The sequence below is a fragment of the Bacteroidota bacterium genome, assembly GCA_016706255.1.
Lineage (GTDB): Bacteria > Bacteroidota > Bacteroidia > Chitinophagales > BACL12 > UBA7236.
Map to the genome: position 1 here is coordinate 169,563 of JADJJZ010000001.1, position 19,959 is coordinate 189,521.

Annotated in this window: 22 protein-coding genes; 11 read left to right on the forward strand and 11 right to left on the reverse strand. The window is 36.1% G+C overall.

The genetic code is table 11. From position 1 onward, the window contains the following. Positions 1-32: 32 nt before the first annotated feature. Positions 33-1,037, reverse strand: coding sequence for a hypothetical protein (locus IPI65_00740; GenBank protein ID MBK7440087.1), 1,005 nt, complete (start codon positions 1,035-1,037; stop codon positions 33-35). A gap of 195 nt (positions 1,038-1,232) precedes the next feature. On the opposite strand from IPI65_00740, the gene IPI65_00745 reads away from it, so the two are divergent. Then, positions 1,233-1,823 carry a 2OG-Fe(II) oxygenase gene (locus IPI65_00745; protein ID MBK7440088.1) on the forward strand — a complete coding sequence of 197 codons (591 nt, stop codon included), beginning with the start codon at positions 1,233-1,235 and terminating at the stop codon, positions 1,821-1,823. Here IPI65_00745 and IPI65_00750 read toward each other — a convergent pair. From IPI65_00750 to IPI65_00765, 4 genes are all read right to left on the reverse strand, one after another. Beyond that, the gene (locus IPI65_00750) at positions 1,820-3,082 is read right to left on the reverse strand and encodes a transglutaminase domain-containing protein (protein ID MBK7440089.1); all 1,263 of its coding nucleotides are present in this window, start codon (positions 3,080-3,082) and stop codon (positions 1,820-1,822) included. The genes IPI65_00745 and IPI65_00750 overlap by 4 nt on opposite strands. A 35-nt stretch (positions 3,083-3,117) precedes the next feature. Continuing rightward, positions 3,118-3,954 carry a hypothetical protein gene (locus tag IPI65_00755; GenBank protein MBK7440090.1) on the reverse strand — a complete coding sequence of 279 codons (837 nt, stop codon included), beginning with the start codon at positions 3,952-3,954 and terminating at the stop codon, positions 3,118-3,120. Then, complete coding sequence (locus IPI65_00760) at positions 3,941-4,723, reverse strand: hypothetical protein (protein ID MBK7440091.1); 783 nt, start codon at positions 4,721-4,723, stop codon at positions 3,941-3,943. Before IPI65_00760 ends, IPI65_00755 begins: the two co-directional genes overlap by 14 nt. A gap of 123 nt (positions 4,724-4,846) precedes the next feature. Next, positions 4,847-5,380 carry a hypothetical protein gene (locus tag IPI65_00765; protein ID MBK7440092.1) on the reverse strand — a complete coding sequence of 178 codons (534 nt, stop codon included), beginning with the start codon at positions 5,378-5,380 and terminating at the stop codon, positions 4,847-4,849. Positions 5,381-5,579: 199 nt separating this feature from the next. On the opposite strand from IPI65_00765, the gene IPI65_00770 reads away from it, so the two are divergent. Continuing rightward, positions 5,580-6,092: a hypothetical protein gene (locus IPI65_00770; GenBank protein MBK7440093.1), complete on the forward strand. Its 513-nt coding sequence runs from the start codon at positions 5,580-5,582 to the stop codon at positions 6,090-6,092. A 157-nt stretch (positions 6,093-6,249) separates the two neighbouring features. Here IPI65_00770 and IPI65_00775 read toward each other — a convergent pair whose 3' ends face one another. The 3 genes from IPI65_00775 to IPI65_00785 all read right to left on the reverse strand — a co-directional run bounded on the left by IPI65_00775 (position 6,250) and on the right by IPI65_00785 (position 8,568). Then, positions 6,250-6,654 (reverse strand): hypothetical protein, encoded by a 405-nt coding sequence (locus IPI65_00775; protein MBK7440094.1) that lies wholly within the window; start codon positions 6,652-6,654, stop codon positions 6,250-6,252. Positions 6,655-6,791: 137 nt separating this feature from the next. Continuing rightward, complete coding sequence (locus tag IPI65_00780) at positions 6,792-7,316, reverse strand: hypothetical protein (GenBank protein ID MBK7440095.1); 525 nt, start codon at positions 7,314-7,316, stop codon at positions 6,792-6,794. A gap of 97 nt (positions 7,317-7,413) precedes the next feature. After that, the gene (locus IPI65_00785; protein ID MBK7440096.1) at positions 7,414-8,568 is read right to left on the reverse strand and encodes a 5-(carboxyamino)imidazole ribonucleotide synthase; all 1,155 of its coding nucleotides are present in this window, start codon (positions 8,566-8,568) and stop codon (positions 7,414-7,416) included. A gap of 48 nt (positions 8,569-8,616) precedes the next feature. Between IPI65_00785 and IPI65_00790 the strand changes: the two genes are divergently transcribed. Beyond that, positions 8,617-10,299, forward strand: a complete 1,683-nt coding sequence (locus IPI65_00790) for a gliding motility-associated C-terminal domain-containing protein (GenBank protein ID MBK7440097.1) — start codon at positions 8,617-8,619, stop codon at positions 10,297-10,299. 10 nt (positions 10,300-10,309) lie between these two features. Beyond that, positions 10,310-10,852 (forward strand): CopD family protein, encoded by a 543-nt coding sequence (locus tag IPI65_00795; protein ID MBK7440098.1) that lies wholly within the window; start codon positions 10,310-10,312, stop codon positions 10,850-10,852. Between the two features lie 47 nt (positions 10,853-10,899). On the opposite strand, the gene IPI65_00800 is transcribed toward IPI65_00795, so the two are convergent. The 3 genes from IPI65_00800 to IPI65_00810 all read right to left on the reverse strand — a co-directional run bounded on the left by IPI65_00800 (position 10,900) and on the right by IPI65_00810 (position 13,390). Next, positions 10,900-11,367 (reverse strand): hypothetical protein, encoded by a 468-nt coding sequence (locus IPI65_00800; GenBank protein MBK7440099.1) that lies wholly within the window; start codon positions 11,365-11,367, stop codon positions 10,900-10,902. A 167-nt stretch (positions 11,368-11,534) separates the two neighbouring features. Next, positions 11,535-12,248, reverse strand: coding sequence for a response regulator transcription factor (locus IPI65_00805; protein MBK7440100.1), 714 nt, complete (start codon positions 12,246-12,248; stop codon positions 11,535-11,537). Further along, on the reverse strand, positions 12,245-13,390 hold the full coding sequence (locus IPI65_00810; GenBank protein ID MBK7440101.1) for a histidine kinase: 1,146 nt from the start codon (positions 13,388-13,390) through the stop codon (positions 12,245-12,247). The genes IPI65_00805 and IPI65_00810 overlap by 4 nt, the downstream gene beginning before the upstream one ends. Positions 13,391-13,642: 252 nt before the next feature. Between IPI65_00810 and IPI65_00815 the strand changes: the two genes are divergently transcribed. The 7 genes from IPI65_00815 to IPI65_00845 all read left to right on the forward strand — a co-directional run bounded on the left by IPI65_00815 (position 13,643) and on the right by IPI65_00845 (position 19,482). After that, positions 13,643-14,449 carry a MotA/TolQ/ExbB proton channel family protein gene (locus IPI65_00815; GenBank protein MBK7440102.1) on the forward strand — a complete coding sequence of 269 codons (807 nt, stop codon included), beginning with the start codon at positions 13,643-13,645 and terminating at the stop codon, positions 14,447-14,449. 36 nt (positions 14,450-14,485) lie between these two features. Then, a complete protein-coding gene (locus IPI65_00820; protein ID MBK7440103.1) occupies positions 14,486-15,178 on the forward strand; it encodes a biopolymer transporter ExbD in 693 nt (230 codons plus the stop codon). 12 nt (positions 15,179-15,190) lie between these two features. Then, positions 15,191-15,757 carry a biopolymer transporter ExbD gene (locus IPI65_00825; GenBank protein ID MBK7440104.1) on the forward strand — a complete coding sequence of 189 codons (567 nt, stop codon included), beginning with the start codon at positions 15,191-15,193 and terminating at the stop codon, positions 15,755-15,757. A 61-nt stretch (positions 15,758-15,818) separates the two neighbouring features. Continuing rightward, complete coding sequence (locus IPI65_00830; GenBank protein MBK7440105.1) at positions 15,819-16,625, forward strand: energy transducer TonB; 807 nt, start codon at positions 15,819-15,821, stop codon at positions 16,623-16,625. Positions 16,626-16,762: 137 nt separating this feature from the next. Next, entirely contained in the window at positions 16,763-16,951 is a 189-nt protein-coding gene (locus tag IPI65_00835) for a C4-dicarboxylate ABC transporter (GenBank protein MBK7440106.1), read from the forward strand. Between the two features lie 25 nt (positions 16,952-16,976). Next, positions 16,977-17,858, forward strand: a complete 882-nt coding sequence (locus tag IPI65_00840) for a substrate-binding domain-containing protein (GenBank protein MBK7440107.1) — start codon at positions 16,977-16,979, stop codon at positions 17,856-17,858. A gap of 19 nt (positions 17,859-17,877) precedes the next feature. Continuing rightward, positions 17,878-19,482: a tetratricopeptide repeat protein gene (locus tag IPI65_00845; protein ID MBK7440108.1), complete on the forward strand. Its 1,605-nt coding sequence runs from the start codon at positions 17,878-17,880 to the stop codon at positions 19,480-19,482. The last annotated feature ends 477 nt before the right edge of the window (positions 19,483-19,959 follow it).

Here is a 19,959-nt window from a genome sequence, read left to right on the forward strand (position 1 = left end):
ACCCTTGGAATTGAAGTAAATGCCGGATACCCTTATTTAAGCGCCTCCAGCCACAAGGTATGTTCCATATCTATTAAGTTGAATTCAATTTTATCGGATTCCTCAGTAATTGCTTTACCTTTTTTATAGTCTTCAATTTTGCGATTGTAGATGTTTGATTCACGGTAAATAACTGAACTAAAACTACCGGTTCTGAAAATGGCATCCAGTGTAGTTTTTGAGCCTGATGTTGTTTCAACAACAGTTGCTTCCATTGCACCACGTAAATCCACGAAACGCAACCAGCCGAGGTCTTCGCTCAACCCTGATTTGTTATCGCGTATAATTGGTGTAATTGCCATTATTCTGTAATCCGATAACTGATATGTTTTATAAAAATTCCACCCTTCATAAATGCGATATCCGATAATTTCCCAGTCGGGGTTATTTATTTTCTTTTTGATAGACTCAAGGTCATACACATTATTGAGTTTATGATCATCAAAAACAACAGTGCCTTTTTCTTTGAGGTAATTAGAAATGATGTTTTGCAGTCTATTATTTTCAAACAAAATAGCATTATCATCATTTTTATCGATTTTACGCCAAATATCTTTATAGGCCAGAATATCGCTATATTCCACAATCGGATAATCCGGTGCACCAACACTGTTTATTATAGAAATGTAATTAGGATATGCAGGTAATTGAATAGTTGTTCCGTCTGTCTTTTTCGCCAATTCAGTTACAAATGTGAATGCGTCACTGTAATTGCGGATAATACGAACATTGCCTGATGAATCCCAAACTGTCCATTTTCCATTACGCTGATTATTGGAAAAATTGCCCTCTGCCTTTTTAATGCCATTTGAATACCAAGAGGTATATGTGCCATTAAACATGCCGTGGTCAATAGTGGCTGATGCTTTTAATTTTCCATTTTCAAAAAACTGCTCTTTAACCTCAGGTTTGTTAAAAGCTAAACAAAAAAGGATGCAAATAGTTAGGGTAAATCTGAAATACATAATGTGGTTAATTAATGAGATAAAGTAACGCATATTTTAACATTTTAGTATATTTTGTGATGACATTTTTATCAGCAATTCAACTGATATTAAATAGCTTTAAAAAAGAGTGGAAATTGCTTTTTACCATTATCCGGTTATAATAATACCACATTCATAATTTAGAGTTACCTTTAAAAAATTAAAGCCGTCCGGCTTCTTCTCCTTAATCATTCAATCCATAAATAAATGTTGCCATTTGAGACAATAATACAATCGTATGTAGATACCAAACTGGGTGTAGATAAATACTTTATCGATAAAACCCTGGCTAAAAGTCTCACCACACGTCTGCTCACGTTATTTGAAACCAATTTAATGGTTGGTGCCGGAACCGGCGACACGGCTAATCAACAAGTTAATCAACTTATTCGTAACGATAAAATATTTTGGCTGGATCGTTCACATAACGACGAAAGTGAAAATGCATTTCTAGATCATATTGACCAGTTTGTCACCTATTTAAATAGCAGTTGTTTTACCGGAATTACCGGTTACGAATTTCATTTTGTGTTATACGAAAAAGGTAGTTTTTATAAAAAACATTTCGACCGTTTTAAAAATAATGGCGACCGCGCTTTTTCGGTCATCACCTATTTAAATCCGGATTGGGTTTTAAATGATGGAGGAGAATTATGTATACATCAAAATAATACCATGCAACATATTGCACCCGAAAATTGCAAAGGTGTGTTTTTTAAAAGTGATGAACTGGAGCACGAAGTTTTAGTTACAAACGTGCCGCGTTTGAGTATTACCGGTTGGTTGAAAACGAATTAATGAACAGGTGGCGCCCAAAACAATTTTGCATTATTGGTATTATAAGTGATTGCCGTTGTTGAATTGCCCCATTCATTTTCTTCTATATCCTGCTGCTGTTTAAAATAAGCTGTCGGTAATAAACGAATATAGGTAATTTCTTTACCGATAACCATCGTTTCCAAATCGTAACGACTTTCAACAGGGCATTCCAATTTATATAAATTTTTTGCCATGTAGTTATATAAATAATACTCTTTTGTTTGTGTTTGTTTATTATTCCAGTTAGCGTCCGGATTTAAAATCAACATTTTTCCATTTATTATACGTTCTCTTACTTCTTCTATACCAAGTAATTGTCCGGTTTCATCCATAATGTAAGCATCAAAAGTAGGATCAATCCAAATCCATTTTGATAAAGAAGGAATCCAAACTGAATTAATTACATGGCAGTCAAAGTCAATGCCCAGGCTATCTTTGGGCGAACATTGCACATACTTGGAATAAAAACCCATTGACAAAAAACACTCATTTAAAATCGTTGCCAATTGTCTGCAATTTAATCCCCTCCCCTCACTTTCACATAATTGTAACATGCTAGATGCATTTACTTCCTTCGGATATTCACCATTTGCATGCGGTATTTTATCGTGCAGCCAGTGCATTAAATTTAAAACCTGACTAATATCGTTACCACTTCCTGCAATTGAATCTAAATTATATTGTTTACGCAATTTCTGCAATTCCGGGAAATCGGCTGACTGATAAGTAAAAACAGGAAGTGACCTGTTATCACCATTATTATATGCTGCAGCACCTTTTAAAATATATAAATAATCTCCAACAGCGCGTAGCGGCTCAACTAATTTGGTAAACTCGGGCATAGATCTGATAATCGCAATATCCGGGTCCTCCATCAAATGCATATAATCCGTATAACCAAAATGTATTGCGGAATCGAGACAATTAAGGGCCTGATTTTTATTGTTCGTTAAACCATAAGTGCAACTTAAATTATAATAGGCATTAGCCATAAACGGGTTGTACTTTTTATGATCTACTGTATTTAAACCATTATCACGATTTTTCAATTCATAGTAGTAGCCCCTGGTTACATCAAGCAATTCTCTATAACGAGCAGTATCCAGTTTGTAATAATTATCGAGAAATATACTATCTGCAACCACTGTAAATTTTTCGAATTGTGTGAGATAGGATTGCGAATATACTGGTAAATAAAAACTGCCAAAAAGCAGGCAAAATGTGACAAAAGGCCTCATGGTAAAGGGTTATGATCTTGTAACGAATTTTCCGGTTATTTATTGTACTTAGGCGCTGGAATTAACTCGCTTCTTATTTTATGAAGCGAACTGGGTTCAGTACCTAAAAAATTATATTCATAAAAAGCATCCTCATCTCCATTAGACCAAGGCGCTCTAAAATAAGACAGTGGCACATTTAATTGGTTGGGATTAAAAAACACGGTATAAGGTTCTGAAACCCGTACGCTGTCGTTACAAACATACCGCAAGCGTGCACTTGTTTGGACTGTTCCTGAATACTTTTTTTGCAATACCAAAACGCTTTCACCAGGATGTAATACTATCCCTGTTGAATAGGTTCCACATATGTAAGGAGTAACAATTTCAATAGGTTCGTATTGTTGCGTTGCAGGATTTAACACTTCCTGTAAGGCAATTGTCCAGCTATCAATATAAAAAAACACTTTATCCGATTTGCTATAGTTAGTATAGTAAACCGGAAAAAACATGTTACCTTTTTCAATATCTGCTCCTTTCAAACAAACATTTGTATTGTAGTCTACATAAATAAATATACTATCGCGACCCAGTGAGTCGCGCAATTGTTTTGCTTGCCCGCCATGATAATAATCTTTGTAATTTGTTTTTAGAAAATTTATAGTGTCTAAGTTAATACTATCCTGTCCTGATATTTTAATCATAACCCAACTGGCATTATTGCCCATGCTGTCGCTTTCATGCAGTATATAATTTTCAATATCACCATTAGCTGAGGTTATAATAACCGGCAGTTTAAAAGGAGGATCTGATTTACTAACATGCTTAAGCCCTGTGCACGCATGTAAGCCAACTAAAAATAGCAAACCTACATAAAAACTATTTTTTCGCATATCGCAATAATTTACAATTTTGATGGAGATAATCAAAATTTTCACCTTTATAAAGATAACTTTTAGTTTTCAATTTATTATTTTCATAAAACTCAAGCCAAATTTCAGCTTCTTCATCGGGGTTTATCGAATAACTTAACGTTTCACGAGCTATTAACTTAAGCGAATCAACTCCCCAGTAAAACAGGGCATGCCCAAACTCATTTACGCCGATATTCCAACATGAATGTATTGTTTTGGTGCTACTATCAAAATATGGGTTAATTAAATCCGTCAATTGTTGATTGAAAAGAAATTTTCCTGTTTTCGCACTAAATAAATAAAAATCATATCTGAATTGACGATTTATGCTCACCCAATTTAAAACACTAAAATCATCATACCCATCAAAATTAAAGTCACCTGTCACAAATATTTCACCCAATTCTGTTTGAGTATCGTAGTAATAATCGTCACTACTAATACAAGCCTTACTAGTAAAGAAATCTTTTTGCGAAGTATCAATTAAAACAATGCGGGTTTCGAATAGTTTCTTTTCTTTGTAAATGGAATCGAAATAAACTTTTATTACTGAAGTTCCATTTAGTATGTATTTTATTGGTGTTATACTGTCAATTATTTTGCTGTCAATTGAGTCAATTGTATTAGCATTATCAGTCAACAACATTTGATTACCCAAATCAGCATCAATAACTTGTTTGCCCGCATGTTTGCAACTAACAGCGCTAATGAACAGGATGACAATTAGGATAAAATAAGTTGGTTTCATTGATGATATAAAAGTAAGAAAAAGAATGTAAATCCTTCCTTAAGAACCCCCAAAACCAAATAGCCAAACTTATACATAAGGGGACAACTCACCAATCCCTAAAGAGATTTAACACACGAAGCATTAATAAACAAAATCAGGTTGTATTGATAAATTTGAAATAACAGCGGCTTTGATTTGAAAATAAATATTAATTTTTACGGCAGGTTTAATTTTAACAATATCATTTTGCTGAAAGTCAACAGGAATATCAGTTTCATTTAAATAAAAATAATCGGTTAAATAAAATGAGGGGTCTTTTACATCGACAGTTTTTACAAATTTATTTTTATATTTTATAACCACATTGCTCATTGGCAAAATGGCGTAAATCGAATCAACAGCTCCCTCAAATACGCGGTAAATTTCAATCTCATTATTATCACCTAGTATACCTAAAGTACCATAGGTTTCATAATCAATCGTGTGGTCTTTGATAATCTGCCCTTCTTTAACCGGGTAAAATAATGTGTCGGTTGTAGATTTGTTTATAATCTTTAACGCACATTCAACCCGAACCGTGTCATCAGCAATATTATAGGAACAGTTTACCTCAAAATCAGTATCTTCTGCAGCAAAATGCAAATTGAGCAGTAAAAACAGCGTGTTGAAAATCATAGGAGTAATTTTGAATAGTGGGTTTATGGTCCAATGCAGACATTAAGACACCTTAAACGATAAAAACAGCCAAAGTCTTATATTGTCAGGTGGAAAAATTATTATCCGCTTGTTATATAAAACGCAATCCACCCCTGTGCTTGATAATTAATATATTTTTCAACTTTAAAATAAATATTTATTTTTATATCCCGAAATCATGAAAACAAACCCAGTCATATTCTTTTTTATCCTGCTAACAATAGCTGTTTCTTGTAGCCCATGCAAAAATATCTATAGTGAAAAGAAAAATGCTTTCATTTTAAAAAATAAAATATATGCAGACAGCACAATAATGGCTTCAATAGGCGTAACTAATTTTGAACAACATATCACCGGTCTGACAAACTGCGCAATAATTGATATTCCATCAACCTCATTCTATTATAAGCACGGACCCGATACACAGCAAATCGAATTAGTTGCTATAGTTGAAAATGTTAATAAAATAACTTATTATTACAACTACAATTTAGGCGAACCAAATTATGATATTCAATTCACCGTTGAAGTTGAAATTGATTCATTACTTAAACCCTCACAAATAAACAGCACCAAATTGCCCTATATCAAACTAATAGAAGAAAACACACCTTCAATTGCGATGCAGGCACTTAAAAATATAGCTGAAAAATATCAAGTGAAAAAAATCAGACCCCATAATTTTTGTTGACTTTTACAATATGGATAAAACAACTACTATCCCAAACAATAAAAATAATAAGTAAAAATAGCAGTCACCGGATACCTACAATATGAAGACTGTTCAGCAGCAATTGCAATTACTTGTGGGTAACTAAATTTACAACCATGTATACCATTCCTTTCGCCTATAACACATCGGCACAGGTTTTCTGTATTTCCTCTTTTACAATGTTTACAGACTTCAATTGTTGGACGCAAAATTCTTTTGTATAGCCGAACTGGTAAATGCTATCGTATTTACTCCAATTATTAATGAATTTATTTTGTTCATCTACATTTACATTAATGGCACTTATAAACTGACAATAAGCGTATTTCTTCACAATAAAACATGCAACTAATAAATCTTCTACATCCTTACTTTTTATTAACCGATCAATTAATTTCAAATATTCTTCCTGGCTCAATTTCATTTTATATCCGGCCATCAAATCCATTCGTTCATCAAATTCAAATTCTTTTTGAAACATGGCAACATCTGCACTTACATGTTCAACATTCCAGCTTACATCAAAATGTTGCTTTATCATTCGGTATATTATAAAGACGAAACCTAAAGCTAAGCACCCTATAATAACCGCGGTAATTAAACCAGTTTTACGTTTGATAATTATTTTCATCAAGGAGATTGATTGATTTTGAAATTAATTTTACAACTAAAATTAATTTATCTTTCATAAACCGAATAAAATTCCCAGCTTTTCAAAGAATTTACCAATAACTCCAAATCCTTAAAATAGGCCTCCCGTATTAGCGATTTTGATTTATCCAATTCGTATTCACATTTGCCAAATTGAATCAGGTAGCGGTTTGAGCCAATATGCACTACTGATGTTTTGCAATATTTGTCAAAATTCAGCGGTGGGTTAAAAACTAATTTATTTTCAAATTCACGGACATATAAATTAGAATTTTCCTTTAGGTCTAAGTCTGAGGTATTTAATATAACACATTTTAAAATCTTGGTAGCATAAATTTTATACGCTGTAATTATACTACTGTCAAACATCATTAAGTAAGTAATGTCTGAATCATTTTCAACAGTTATATAATGAATTTTGAAATTGGTTGCTACGTGCTCCTTACTACTGCAAAGTGCGTTAATCAAGCTATCATCATAAAAAAAATTCGGATTTACAAACTCATTTTGTGCTTTTAATGAGCTACTTAATAACAGCGTTATAATAGCCATTATTATTTTCGACCTGCCTATCGCAAATTGATGCTTAAAAAAAATTGTATTTATTTTCATTGCCATCAACACTAATAAAATAAATCAGAATAACATCTCAAGCCACCACCTTCAACATCTCTTTCACCTTTTGCGCAGTTGCTTTTATTTCAGTTGCATCTGCTCCAATTATCGTTACATGGCCCATTTTGCGGAATGGTTTCGTTATTTTTTTTCCATATAAATGCACAAATACACCCGGTATAGCCAAACATTCTTTCAGCCCCTCATATAAGGCTGTTCCGGTATAACCGGCTTCCCCTAATATATTTACCATAACGGCATGATCACGCGGCGTAGTATCACCCATCGGAATTTCAAATATGGTGCGCAATAATTGTTCGTATTGGGAAACTAAATTAGCTTCTATAGTATGATGTCCACTGTTGTGCGGTCGCGGTGCAACTTCATTTATTAATACGGCGCCACTTTTTGTAAGAAATAATTCCACTGCCAAAATACCGGTTAATCCAAAAGCAGTAATACACTGTTCAGCAATTTTTTTTGCCTCATTGGCAACCATTTCAGAAACATGCGCAGGAGCCAATAAAAATTCTACCAGATTAGCTTCCGGATGAAACTCCATTTCAACAGCAGGAAAACAAGTTGTTTTTCCGTCTGTATCTCTGGCAACAATTACCGCTAATTCTTTTTCAAAATCAATTAACTGTTCAATCACACACGCACCCTCTAGTAATTTATCCATATCCGCTACACTGCGAATTACCGCAACACCTTTTCCATCGTAACCCGCTGTCCGCGATTTTTGCACAAACGGAAATTTAATACTGCCATTATCTATATTTGATTTTACTTCTTGTAAATTCGACAATAAGGTAAATTCAGCTGTAGGCAAACCGTTTTCAGCATAAAATAATTTTTGTTTACCCTTGTCCTGAATTATTTGTAAAACCGCTGGCTTTGGATAAATCGATTTACCTTCTTTTTCCAATTGAATTAAAGCCTCAACATTCACATGCTCAATTTCAATTGTAATTTTTTGCAGGTTTTTTCCAAAATTGTAAACGGTATCGTAATCTTTAAAACTACCCTGCACAAAAGTATGTGCCATGTGCGCGCAACTGCAATCTGCATCAGGGTCAAGCACATGACATTGAATATTCCAGTTACTGGCTGCTTCTATCAGCATTTTCCCTAATTGTCCGCCCCCTAAAATACCCAGCGTTAAATCGCCCGATGCAATTGCTTTCATGCCGCAAAATTAATATCCCTTTAATACAAAATCACTAAATTTGCCCACATGCGGAAATCATTTACAATTACCCTTGTGGTGTTTTCCATGCTGCACACACCACAACTTTTTGGACAAGCCTGTTTATTTGCTGAAGATTTTGCTGATGAATCGGCCTGGGAATACTTTTACTGGTATTACCCGGTTACAGGTGCATGTACATCTAACAACCAAACAGGTGATTTAACCATTTCAGGTGGAACCCTCAATTATGAAACCGTAATTGATGCGAACGACACCCGCTTTTATCATGAGCTGGGCGAAGACCTGAACGAAGATTTCTGGACCGCCTCCATGACCTTCACCCCTACACAGGGCGGGGCTTCCGGAAGAACCGGCGACCTCATATTATCACTTACTGAGGGCACCACAAATCCGTATTCCGACACCTACTCTATTTGCGAATTTTCCAATACCGATGCCATCATGCTCGGGTGGACCTCCGAATTTGCAGCAGCACCCGAAAACATCGGTTTTGTTTTATATGCGAACGATAACGGTGTTGTAACAACGTCTGAAGTGTTATCTGCTCCATACAACGATACCTATTATATTCAGTTAATTCGTGTGGCTTACAATTATATGCACCTCGATGTGTATGAAGATGAAGAACATGAAATTATGTACGGCCAAATTGATTGTTTTATTGTGCCATCAACTATCGATGGACTAAACACTGTTCAAATCGGCAATTTACCGGGTGGTTCTTATCAGCGAAAACTCACTGCAACCATCGATGACCTATGTGTTCGAAACGTAGATGTTGTAGCCGCTTCAATCGATGGGCCCACAACTATTTGTATCGGTTCTGTTAATGAGTACACCATGAATACCCTGCCTGCAGCTACTATCGACTGGGATGTTCCTGCAGGTGTGGTTTATACCGGTGACGACATGACCACAATGACAGTAACCGATTGGCCTGGCGCAGGCACTTATACGCTTGCATGTATGATCAGCTACAATTGTTATTACGACACTGCTTACCTCGATGTTACCGTTATTGACCCCGGCACAACACAAATAATTGAGGAAGGATTTTGTGAAGGCGAAAGCACAACAATTAGCGTGGCGCAGGATTCTGCAACCTATCTTTGGTACGATGGTGCCACCACTGCCGACCATTTATTTGAAGATGCAGGCACCTATTGGGTTACTATCAGTGTTGGCGATTGTTTTTATACAGACTCAATTATTATAACTGAATATCCGCTTCCTGCTCTCGATCTCGGCAGTGATATTACTTTTTGCGGACCAACTTCTGTAACTGCACCCGATGGATTTAATTTATACGAATGGAGCAATGGAATTAACACACCTTCATTTACAACAACTGTTGCAGGCGATTACACTTTAACCGTTACCGATTTCAACGGATGCACCACTTCCGATGAAATTACATTAATAGATGGTTGTGGTGACCATATCGATTTTCCTACTGCCTTTTCTCCAAATAACGATAATGTAAACGATGTATTCGGACCCATTTATTCCGGTGCAATTGAAAATTATCACATCGAAATTTATAATCGCTGGGGACAATTAGTTTTTGATACCAATAAGCTGGAAAAAAACTGGGATGGTACTTTCGAAAATGAATTACAGGAAATGGGTGTATACACTTATTTGGTAACCGCCTCATTAAACGAAAAAAGTTTGTCGAAACAAGGTAACTTTACACTCGTTCGTTAAACTTTTTTTCATGGCATATTATAATTATTTCGTTGCAGCACATATCATTTTTATTGTTACCTGGTTTGCAGCACTGTTTTATATTGTACGACTGTACATCTACCACACCGAAGCCCTTCAAAAGCCGGAGCCGGAGCGCAGTATACTCGCCAATCAGTTTATTATAATGGAGCAACGATTAATGAATATCATCGGAACACCTTCCATGATTTTAGTCGTAATTTCAGGAACCACATTATTAAGTTTAAACAGTATTTTTTTACAACAAGGTTGGATGCATATTAAATTACTGTTTGTAATTTGTGTAATTGCTTATCATTTTAGTTGTTTGCGTATACAAAAACGCCTCGCAAAAAATACTTCCAAATTAACCTCTCAAAAATTGCGTTTATTTAACGAACTCGCTACAATTTTTTTGGTAGCTATTGTATTTCTTGTTGAATTAAAAAATGCAGCAAACATGTTGTATGGTTTACTTGGCCTCATAATTTTAAGTGTAATTATGATGATAGCAGTTCGTTTATACAAAAAAAAGCGGGAGAAAAATGCATAAAAAAACCGTTCCGGAATTTCGAAACGGTTTAATTAAAAATGGTTTTATTAAAATACCCAACGAATACCTAAAGCAGGGTCAAAATAAATATCTTCTTTACTATTAAACACACCAATTTGGGGCATAATATCTACTGAAACCTGAAACGGAATATTCTGTAAATTATATTCCAAACCGGCTTGTCCGCCCAACAAAATAAATAACCCATCTTTACTGCCATCCACATCACCATCAATAAATTGCAAACCAGCAGTCGCCGATGGACCCACATAAACATTCCAACCGATACCAACATCAAATACCCATTGGTAAATTCCCGACGCGCGCAAATACGTCACACTTTCGCCCAAACCAACAGCAGCATTAATTTCAAAACGATTTGTTTTACTCAATTTGCCCTGATACGAAATTCCACCGCCATAACCCATGCGGATACCAAGTGCGTGATCATTCACCTGTGCATGCGCAAACTGCAATCCGCAGGTAATCATAATAAGTAGGATAATTTTTTTCATGTATGTTTTTTTACAAATAGAGTGAAAATAAAATAGGTGTGCAAATTTTTTGGGGGAAATGTTCATTTTTCAATTTTATGTAACTTTTTCGTTCAGTGCATCTACACCAAAACAGCACGCAGGCAAACGTTGCAATTGCCCTTCGTTTGCAATTAAGAGCACCTACCCTATCCTCCGCCAACAACCTTCATCAGTTCATCTTTATAATTGGCACCAATCGGCAACCGCCCCTTTGTAGTTTCAACAACATTCCCGAAAATAGATTGTATGGCAGGAATATGCACAATATAACTTCTGTGTATCCGCACAAAAAGATTTTCCGGTAAAACAGTTTCAAATTTTTTCATGGTATGATGTGTAACAATCATCCGTTGTTTAGTGAAAATTTTTGCATAATCTTTCATACATTCAATATGATCAATATCCGAAAAATTAATTTTCACCAGTTTACTGTCTTCTTTCACAAAAAAATAATCCGGTAAATTTTGTTCGTTTTCGTTATTATTTTGTTGCAGCAAAGCAATTTGTTCCGAAGCTTTATTTACAGCTTTTAAAAATCGTTCAAACGAAACCGGTTTTAATAAATAATCAGTAATATTTAAATCATAACCATCCATTGCAAAATCAGGGTACGCCGTTGTAAAAATAACAGCAGGCGGATTTTGTAACGTGCGCATAAATTCCACACCGGTAATAACCGGCATCTGAATATCCAAAAATAAAATATCAATCGATGTATTGTGTAATACTTCATATGCTTCCATGGCATTATCACATTTTGCAACCAGTGTTAGCGATGGTGTTTTTTGAATATACGTTTCAATCACCTGCTGTGCCAGCGGTTCATCATCTACAATCAGGCAGTTTAATTTTGCATTCATAATTTTTCGATACTTAATTCTACAATAAAAGTATTGTTTGTTTCTTCAATACGCAATTGATGTGTTTTAGGATAAATCATGTGCAGCCTTTTTTTCGCATTTTCAATTCCAATGCCACCATTCAATTGCTTTTTGGGTTCCGGCAAGGTTGGCTTATTGTTTTCGATACTAAATAAAAAAGCAGTTGCATTAGTATCCAGTTTTAATTTTATATGCACCCATGCATTTCCGAATTGTGCATTTATGCCATGTTTAAATGCATTTTCAACAAATGGTATCAGCAGCAAAGGTGGAATATTTTTATTTTCAGTTTCACCTTCAACAGTAAAAGTAATTTCTGCCTTATCGCCGTGTCGTATTTTTTCCAATGCAATATAATCCTCCAAAAACTGAATTTCCCTTTTTAAGCTAACTGTTGCTACATTACATTCATACAACATATAGCGCATCAAATCGCTCAATTTTAAAATCATTTCCGGTGAGCGATCCGATTTTTGCAGCGAAAGCGAATAAATATTATTCAGTGTATTAAATAAAAAATGCGGGTTAATCTGCGATTTCAAAAAATTGAGCTCCAGGTCGGTGTTGAGTTTAATCAAATTGGCATGAGCGGCATTCATGCGCATATACCTGCGCATGGTCATAATACTCAAGGGAATAAGGGTAACAATCACCATTCTGAAAAACTCCAGTGGATCCAGCACCGACCTTTTGAGTGATTCCGAAAATATGGTTATTTCATGTTCGGTAACAAGTTTATCGAAAAATGCCCGCATAATGAGCTGACAAACCCATGAAAACAGCGTATAGCTTAAAAGTGTGCTGATAATGAAGAAAGGCCATTTCTGCTTATTAAAAAAGCGTGGAATCAAACTATAGGCTACAAGATAATAATAAGGCAGAAACGCGAGGTTGGCTAAAATCAGTATTACATAACTGTATTTTGATAAATCTTGATTGATATAGGAATAAAATGGGCTGGACAAATAGAGCAGCCAAAAAGAAATATGTAAGAAAACACGCCATAACGGCGATTTCAACATTTTATTCACCCCCGGTGAAATACGCATCATGCTGCAAATTTGTGCAATTTGTATGAAGCCGGCATCTTTTTTCGACAAAGTGAGATTACCATTCGACAAAAACCGCGGTGGAAGCTGATTTTCAAGGGGTTATTGTCAAATTTGTGTAAAACGGCAAGGGCTGTATACCATAATGTTTTACGCAGGAGTTTATGCTGTAAACAAGGTTATACAACAATTTGCCAACTTTGTGGTTAACATAAAAATAATAAGCAGTATTTTTAAAATCGGCAATTGCAAAACGGTTTTTTTAAAAATTAATCTATATTTGCCCACTATAACATTTATTAAAAGGAAATTAAAATTAACCTTATGGCTCAATCAGCAGCAAAAACAACTAAAAAGACTACTATAACCAGTCTTGGAATTATTGTAATCCTAATCAATCTCGTAATTGGTATTTTGTTTTACATTTTCGTAGCAGGTGACAAAGGCAACTTTACGGAAGATGGACATCCAAAACCAGGTAACTACCTTGCATTAATACATGAAGGTGGATTTATTGTACCGGTTTTATTGGCATTGTTCTTAACGGTAATGGTTTTCGCTGTTGAACGCTTACTTACAATTACTAAAGCAAGAGGAAATGGCTCGATTCAGGGATTTTTACAAAAAGTGAAATATCACTTAACCAACAAAGACATTGAGGCTGCCTTGAAAGAGTGCGACCGTCAGAAAGGTTCTGTGGCTAACGTTGTAAACGCAGGTTTACATAAATATGCCGAAATGAAAAGTGATACTGAATTAACAACTGAACAAAAAGTTGTAAATATTTCGAAAGAAATTGAAGAAGCTACAGCATTAGAAATGCCGGCTTTGGAAAAACACCTTCCAATTTTGGCTACCATTGCGTCAATCGGAACACTCATTGCCCTCCTCGGAACGGTATTGGGTATGATTCGCGCGTTCTCTGCCCTCGCTACTGAAGGAACTCCTGACCCTACCGCTTTATCTGCAGGTATCTCAGAAGCCCTTGTAAATACTGCGATTGGTATCGGAACATCAGCTTTTGCCATCATTTTCTATAACATATTTACAGGAATGATTGACAAATTAACTTACGGAATCGACGAAGTTGGTTTCACAATCACACAAACCTTCTCTGCAACAGAGAAATAATAACTAATTCAGTGCACGTTTCAAAACGTATTAACGATGCCTAAAATAAAAGTAAAACGCAGTAGCACAATTGTAGATATGACCGCCATGACTGACGTGTCGTTCTTGCTGTTGACGTTCTTCATTCTAACAGCGAAATTCCGCCCGGCACAGCCTGTTGTTATAGACATGCCTGCTTCGGAATCGGAAATTGCTGTTCCGGATAATATGATGGTTATTTCGATTGACAAGGAAGGATTAGTTTATTTTTCGGTAGAAAATCCGAAAGTGAAAGTAGCCACCTTACAAAATCTGAAACAACGATATGCTGAAACATATCCTTCGCTTAAAACCCTCACTGACAAGCAGATAGCTAATTTTATCAATTTACCGGTTTATGGTTACGACATTAACCAGTTACCGCAAATATTAGATATACCTGCTGCCGATCTGGGTTCGCTAAAGGATTTTTCGGGTGTTCCTATCGATTCTGCCAATAATCAGTTGCGCGACTGGATTCAGTCTGCACGCTGGGCCGACAGGCTTGACAAGCAGGAATCAGGGGCTACCGACCGCGAAGACATTCGTGTTGCCATAAAAGGCGATAAAACCACGAACGTAAAAGCTGTTCAGGATGTTATTAAGATATTGACTGAAGAACCTGTTAACATTCATACATTTAATTTAATCACTTCACTGGAAGGCCCTGTTTCTGCACCTGCTGCAGAAGCTGCACCGCCGGCGAAATAAAGAAATCAAGCAATGGCTGATATACAAACCCCCGAGAAAGGGAGTCACAGTAAGCACGGCAAAGGCAAGGTTCGCTCTAAAAAGATGTCGACCCGCGTTGACTTTACGCCGATGGTTGACCTTGCGTTCCTGCTGATTTCCTTTTTCATGCTGACTACAACGCTGAACAAGCCTGTGGCCATGCAATTAAATATGCCTAAAAAAGATGATCAGATTAAAACCGATGTTAAAGCATCTCAGGTTATGAATCTGCTCCTCGATAAGGACGATAAAATCTGGTATTATGAAGGTCAGGTGGTGTATGATATGCAAACAACCAACTATTCACCGGAAGGTATCAGAGAAGTGCTTTACAAAAAGCAAAAAGCGGTGGCTAAACAATTCGGTGACCCGGAAAAAATGATTGTAATCATTAAAATGACAGAAGGCGCTTCCTATAAAAATATGGTTGACATTCTGGATGAAATGGACATTACAAGCACTAAAACCTATGCTATTCAGGATATTGCTGACCTTGAAAAAGAAGCAATTGCCAATGGCGGCCGCCTGGATTTAGGACCAGATGCAGTAATTGAATAAATTTACAGTATGTTTTATGGAATTTTAATTCCTTGAGCATCTGAATAATAAATTATCCGATATGATGGAAGATAATAAAAAGTATTTGAATCAAACCATGGACGAGATTGTTTTCGACAATCGGAATAAGTCCTATGGCGCGTTCTTTTTGAGACAACTTACTCAAAAAAATACCATTAGAGCCCTTGTGTTGATGGGTATTGTAAGTGTTTTGCTTACCAGTTTTACCTATATCGACTTTGGATTTTTAACCAAAAAGGGTGAAGATTTGAGTATTGAGCGTGTAGTTACCTTAACAGAACCACCTCCGCTGGATGAAAATGCTCCACCTCCACCACCTCCGCCACCACCACCACCACCGGTTCGCCCAACGGTTAAATTCGTTGAAATGGTTGTGAAAAAAGATGAGGAAGTTGCTGAAGAAGAAGTAGTTGACGTTACAGAAATCAACAAAGACATCTCAGTTGTTGACCAGGAAGGTGATGAAGATGCGGATATTGTGATCGAAGCAGCACCTAAAGTGGTTGAAACACCTGTAGTTGTTGAGAAAAAAGTTTACGATTTCCTCGAACAAATGCCGGAATATCCGGGTGGAACTAAAGCCCTTTACGAATACCTGGGTAACAATATTAAGTACCCACGTATGGCAAAAGACAATAACATTGAAGGAACAGTATATATTAAATTTGTTGTGGACGAAAAAGGTGCCATCAGTCAGGCATTCGTAGTTCGCGGAATCGGAGCAGGTTGCGATGATGAAGCTTTACGTGTGGTTAAAGAGATGAAACCATGGACACCGGGCAAACAAAATGGTAAACCGGCAGCTGTTTGGTATACCGTACCGGTTAAGTTTACATTGAATCAATAATTACTTCCTAATTTTATTATAAAACCATCTGCGGTTAATTCCAAAGATGGTTTTATTTTTAATGCCAAATGCGAAATACCATTTTTAACCACCCGCTTACACTGCTGAAGTTATTTGCTTCGGTTATGTATATAACTATGGGTGGCTTAGTTTTGCTGTATCCCGGAGCTGTGATGGATTTGTATAGTGGAATTACACTCCCGTTAACCAGAGCACTGGGTGCCCTATTGATAGTTTATGGCATTTACCGCTTATACCGGGCTATTAGCGATTATAAAGAAATAAAAACATCGTCGTTTGACGAACAGGAAGATGAAACGGAGTAAAATATTTTGGGTTTGCTGTTTAATAATGAGTGTTGCAATTAATTCCGGTTGCAGCAGCAAAAAATCATTTGACCCTGATGTTGAATATATGAACAAAGGCACACTCAACATTTATGCTGATGAAAGTTATCGTGTTTTGGTAGATGAATTAATTCAGTCGTACGAAAATGTTTATCCGGGTTCTGATATTATCCCTACCTACACCAGCGATGCCGAGCTGCTAACTGCCATGCTCAACGATAAAACAAGAATGGTAATTACCGGCCGAACCCTCACCAAACAAGAAATTGATGCCATTTCGAAAGTGAATGAACTTGTTCCGAAACAATATGTAATTGGCAAAGAAGCAATTGCGGTAATTACTTCCATAAATAACACCGACAGCATTTTTAATATAGATGAATTTATAAAAAGTCGTGCGCAGGGTTACCGTGGAATTTATAGCGAAACCAGTTTTGTATTTAATAAACAAAACACCGATATGATTGCCCAATTATTAGGCTATCAGAATAACAATTTTACTAATTTATTTTCACTGGATAATACTGATACATTAGTAGCCTATATAGCAGCAAATCCTAAAGCAATAGGATTTATGTCGTTTGCCGAATTAAGTGATACCGACGACCCTGCTGTGGCAGCATTACTCAAAACGAACAAAATTTTGGCGGTTTCCAAAGCTGATACAAACGGTGCTGCAATTGTTACAGATTTGTCACAATCAACGCTAGCAACCAATAAATATCCACTTTTGCGGAATGTTACCGTTATTAAAGGAAACACGTCCGAATTATTAGGCACGGGTTTTGTCAACTTCTTATATAGAAGTAAGGCCTCAAGGATCATGTTGAAGGCAGGATTGATTCCTGAGAAGATGACCGAGCGGCAAATACAAGTTATAGACTAAAAATAAATAAAAACCTAAAATGAAGAGCATTAAAACATTTATCGTTTTATTTTTAATTACCAGCGCCATCCAGGCTCAAACCATCCAGGATGCAAAAAAGGCCATTGAAGCGGAATTTTATTTCAAAGCGAAAAAAATTCTGGTTGGTATAAATAAAACTGCTCCAACTGTTGAATCGAATTATTATCTGGGTAATGTGTATACATTAACCGGCAATATCGACTCTGCAAAAATTTATTACAAAAAAGCAAGCGAAATAATTGAGAACAAAAATGCACTCATTTATGTAGCTATGGGTAAATTAAGTTTACTTAATAAAAACGAAGCTGAAGCAAAAGAACATTTTGATGATGCCGTTAAAGTAAGTAAATCGAAAAGTGCTGAAATATTTTATCAGATTGGGGATGCGTATTTAAATATTAATAATGCAGAAGCCATTCGTTATTTCGAAATTGCCTATAGCACTGACCCGGCATTAGTTATTAATTTATTAGCATATGGTGATGCTTATTTAGCTTCAGGCGACCCAAGTAAAGCCATGACTAAATACGAACAAGCCAGAACGTTAAATAATAATATTGCGGCTACACATTTACGTATTGCACGTATTCACTCTAAAACAGGTAAACATAAAGAAGCGATTGAAGCTTATGAAAAAACTGTTGCTCTAGACCCTACTATTGCTATTGCCTGGAAAGAATTAGGTGAAGAATATTATCTTGACCGTCAGTATACTAAAGTAAAAGCTTGTTTCGACAAATACAGCGAATTAAATGCGGAAGATAAAGCTGCCCGTTTAGTACCTGCAATTACTTTATATCAGATTGGTGATTTTGAAGGCGCAATTGCTGAAAGTAACAGTATAGTAGCTGAAGAGCCAAATAATTTTGTGGCATGGAGAATTAAATATTTTGCCGATTTCGATTTGGGTGATTCATTACGCAAAATTGACCCTGCAAAATCTACCGAATTATTTAATGATGGTTATAATGCATCACAAACATTCTGGAATATTCAGGATAAAAAAGTAATTGCGTTAGACTATCCTTATTCTGCACGGTTAGCTGTTGAAGCAAAAGACACTGCAAAGGCTATGTTTTATTACAACCTTGCAGTAATGAATGATACAACTTCATCTTTGGAATTGTACTCTGAATATGCTAAATATTTATACAACACCAAAAAATATCCTGAAGCCATAATTATGTATGATTCATTAATTGCCAAATATGATGAAGGTCCGCTGGATGTTTATTTTCTCGGTCGCTCATATTTTTTAATTGGTGACTTTGTAAATGCAGATACCACTTATGCCAACTTTATTATTATGCAACCCAATTCACCTGACGGATATTTGCAACGTGCAAAAACACAGGTGCGTATTGAAGGAAGTGATGTAAAAGGTGGCGCGTTACCGTATTACCTGAAATACATTGAACTGGCAGAAAAGGATATGGAAAAAAATAAAAAGAATTTAGTTGATGCATATTTATACTGCTGTGTATATTACAACTCAATTGATAATAATACCGATGCCTGTGTTTATTTAGTTAAAGCAAAAACATTGGATCCGGAAAATGCATTGATTAAAGAATTAGAAACTGTAATTAAGTGTGCTAATTAATTGATAAGTTAAAAATATAATTGAGAAACCTCCTTCGGGAGGTTTTTTTGTTTTCGGTAGTTTGTAAGAATGGTTTTAAAAAGGGAACGCGGAATCCAGCTTGCGGGTCGCTGATTTTTAATTGATTTAAACTGATTTTTTATAGGGTGTTTGTGGGAGATACGCGCTGATTTTTTGGATGGCGTGTGAAAAGGAACACGGATTAAACGGATTGAACGGATATGGGACGGATTTTTTTGGGGGGATGGATGGGCCGCTAAAGCGGAAAGGGATGGGGACGGATTTTTTTGATGAATGTATGTAGGATTCCCGCATGTGGGATGCTGATTTTTTAGGTGGTGTGTGAAAAGGGAACGCGGAACCCGACTGGCGGGTCGCGGATTTTTAATTGATTTAAACTGATTTTTTATAGGGTGTTTGTGGGAGATACTCGCTGATTTTTTGGGTGGTGTGTGAAAAGGGAACGCGGAACCCGAC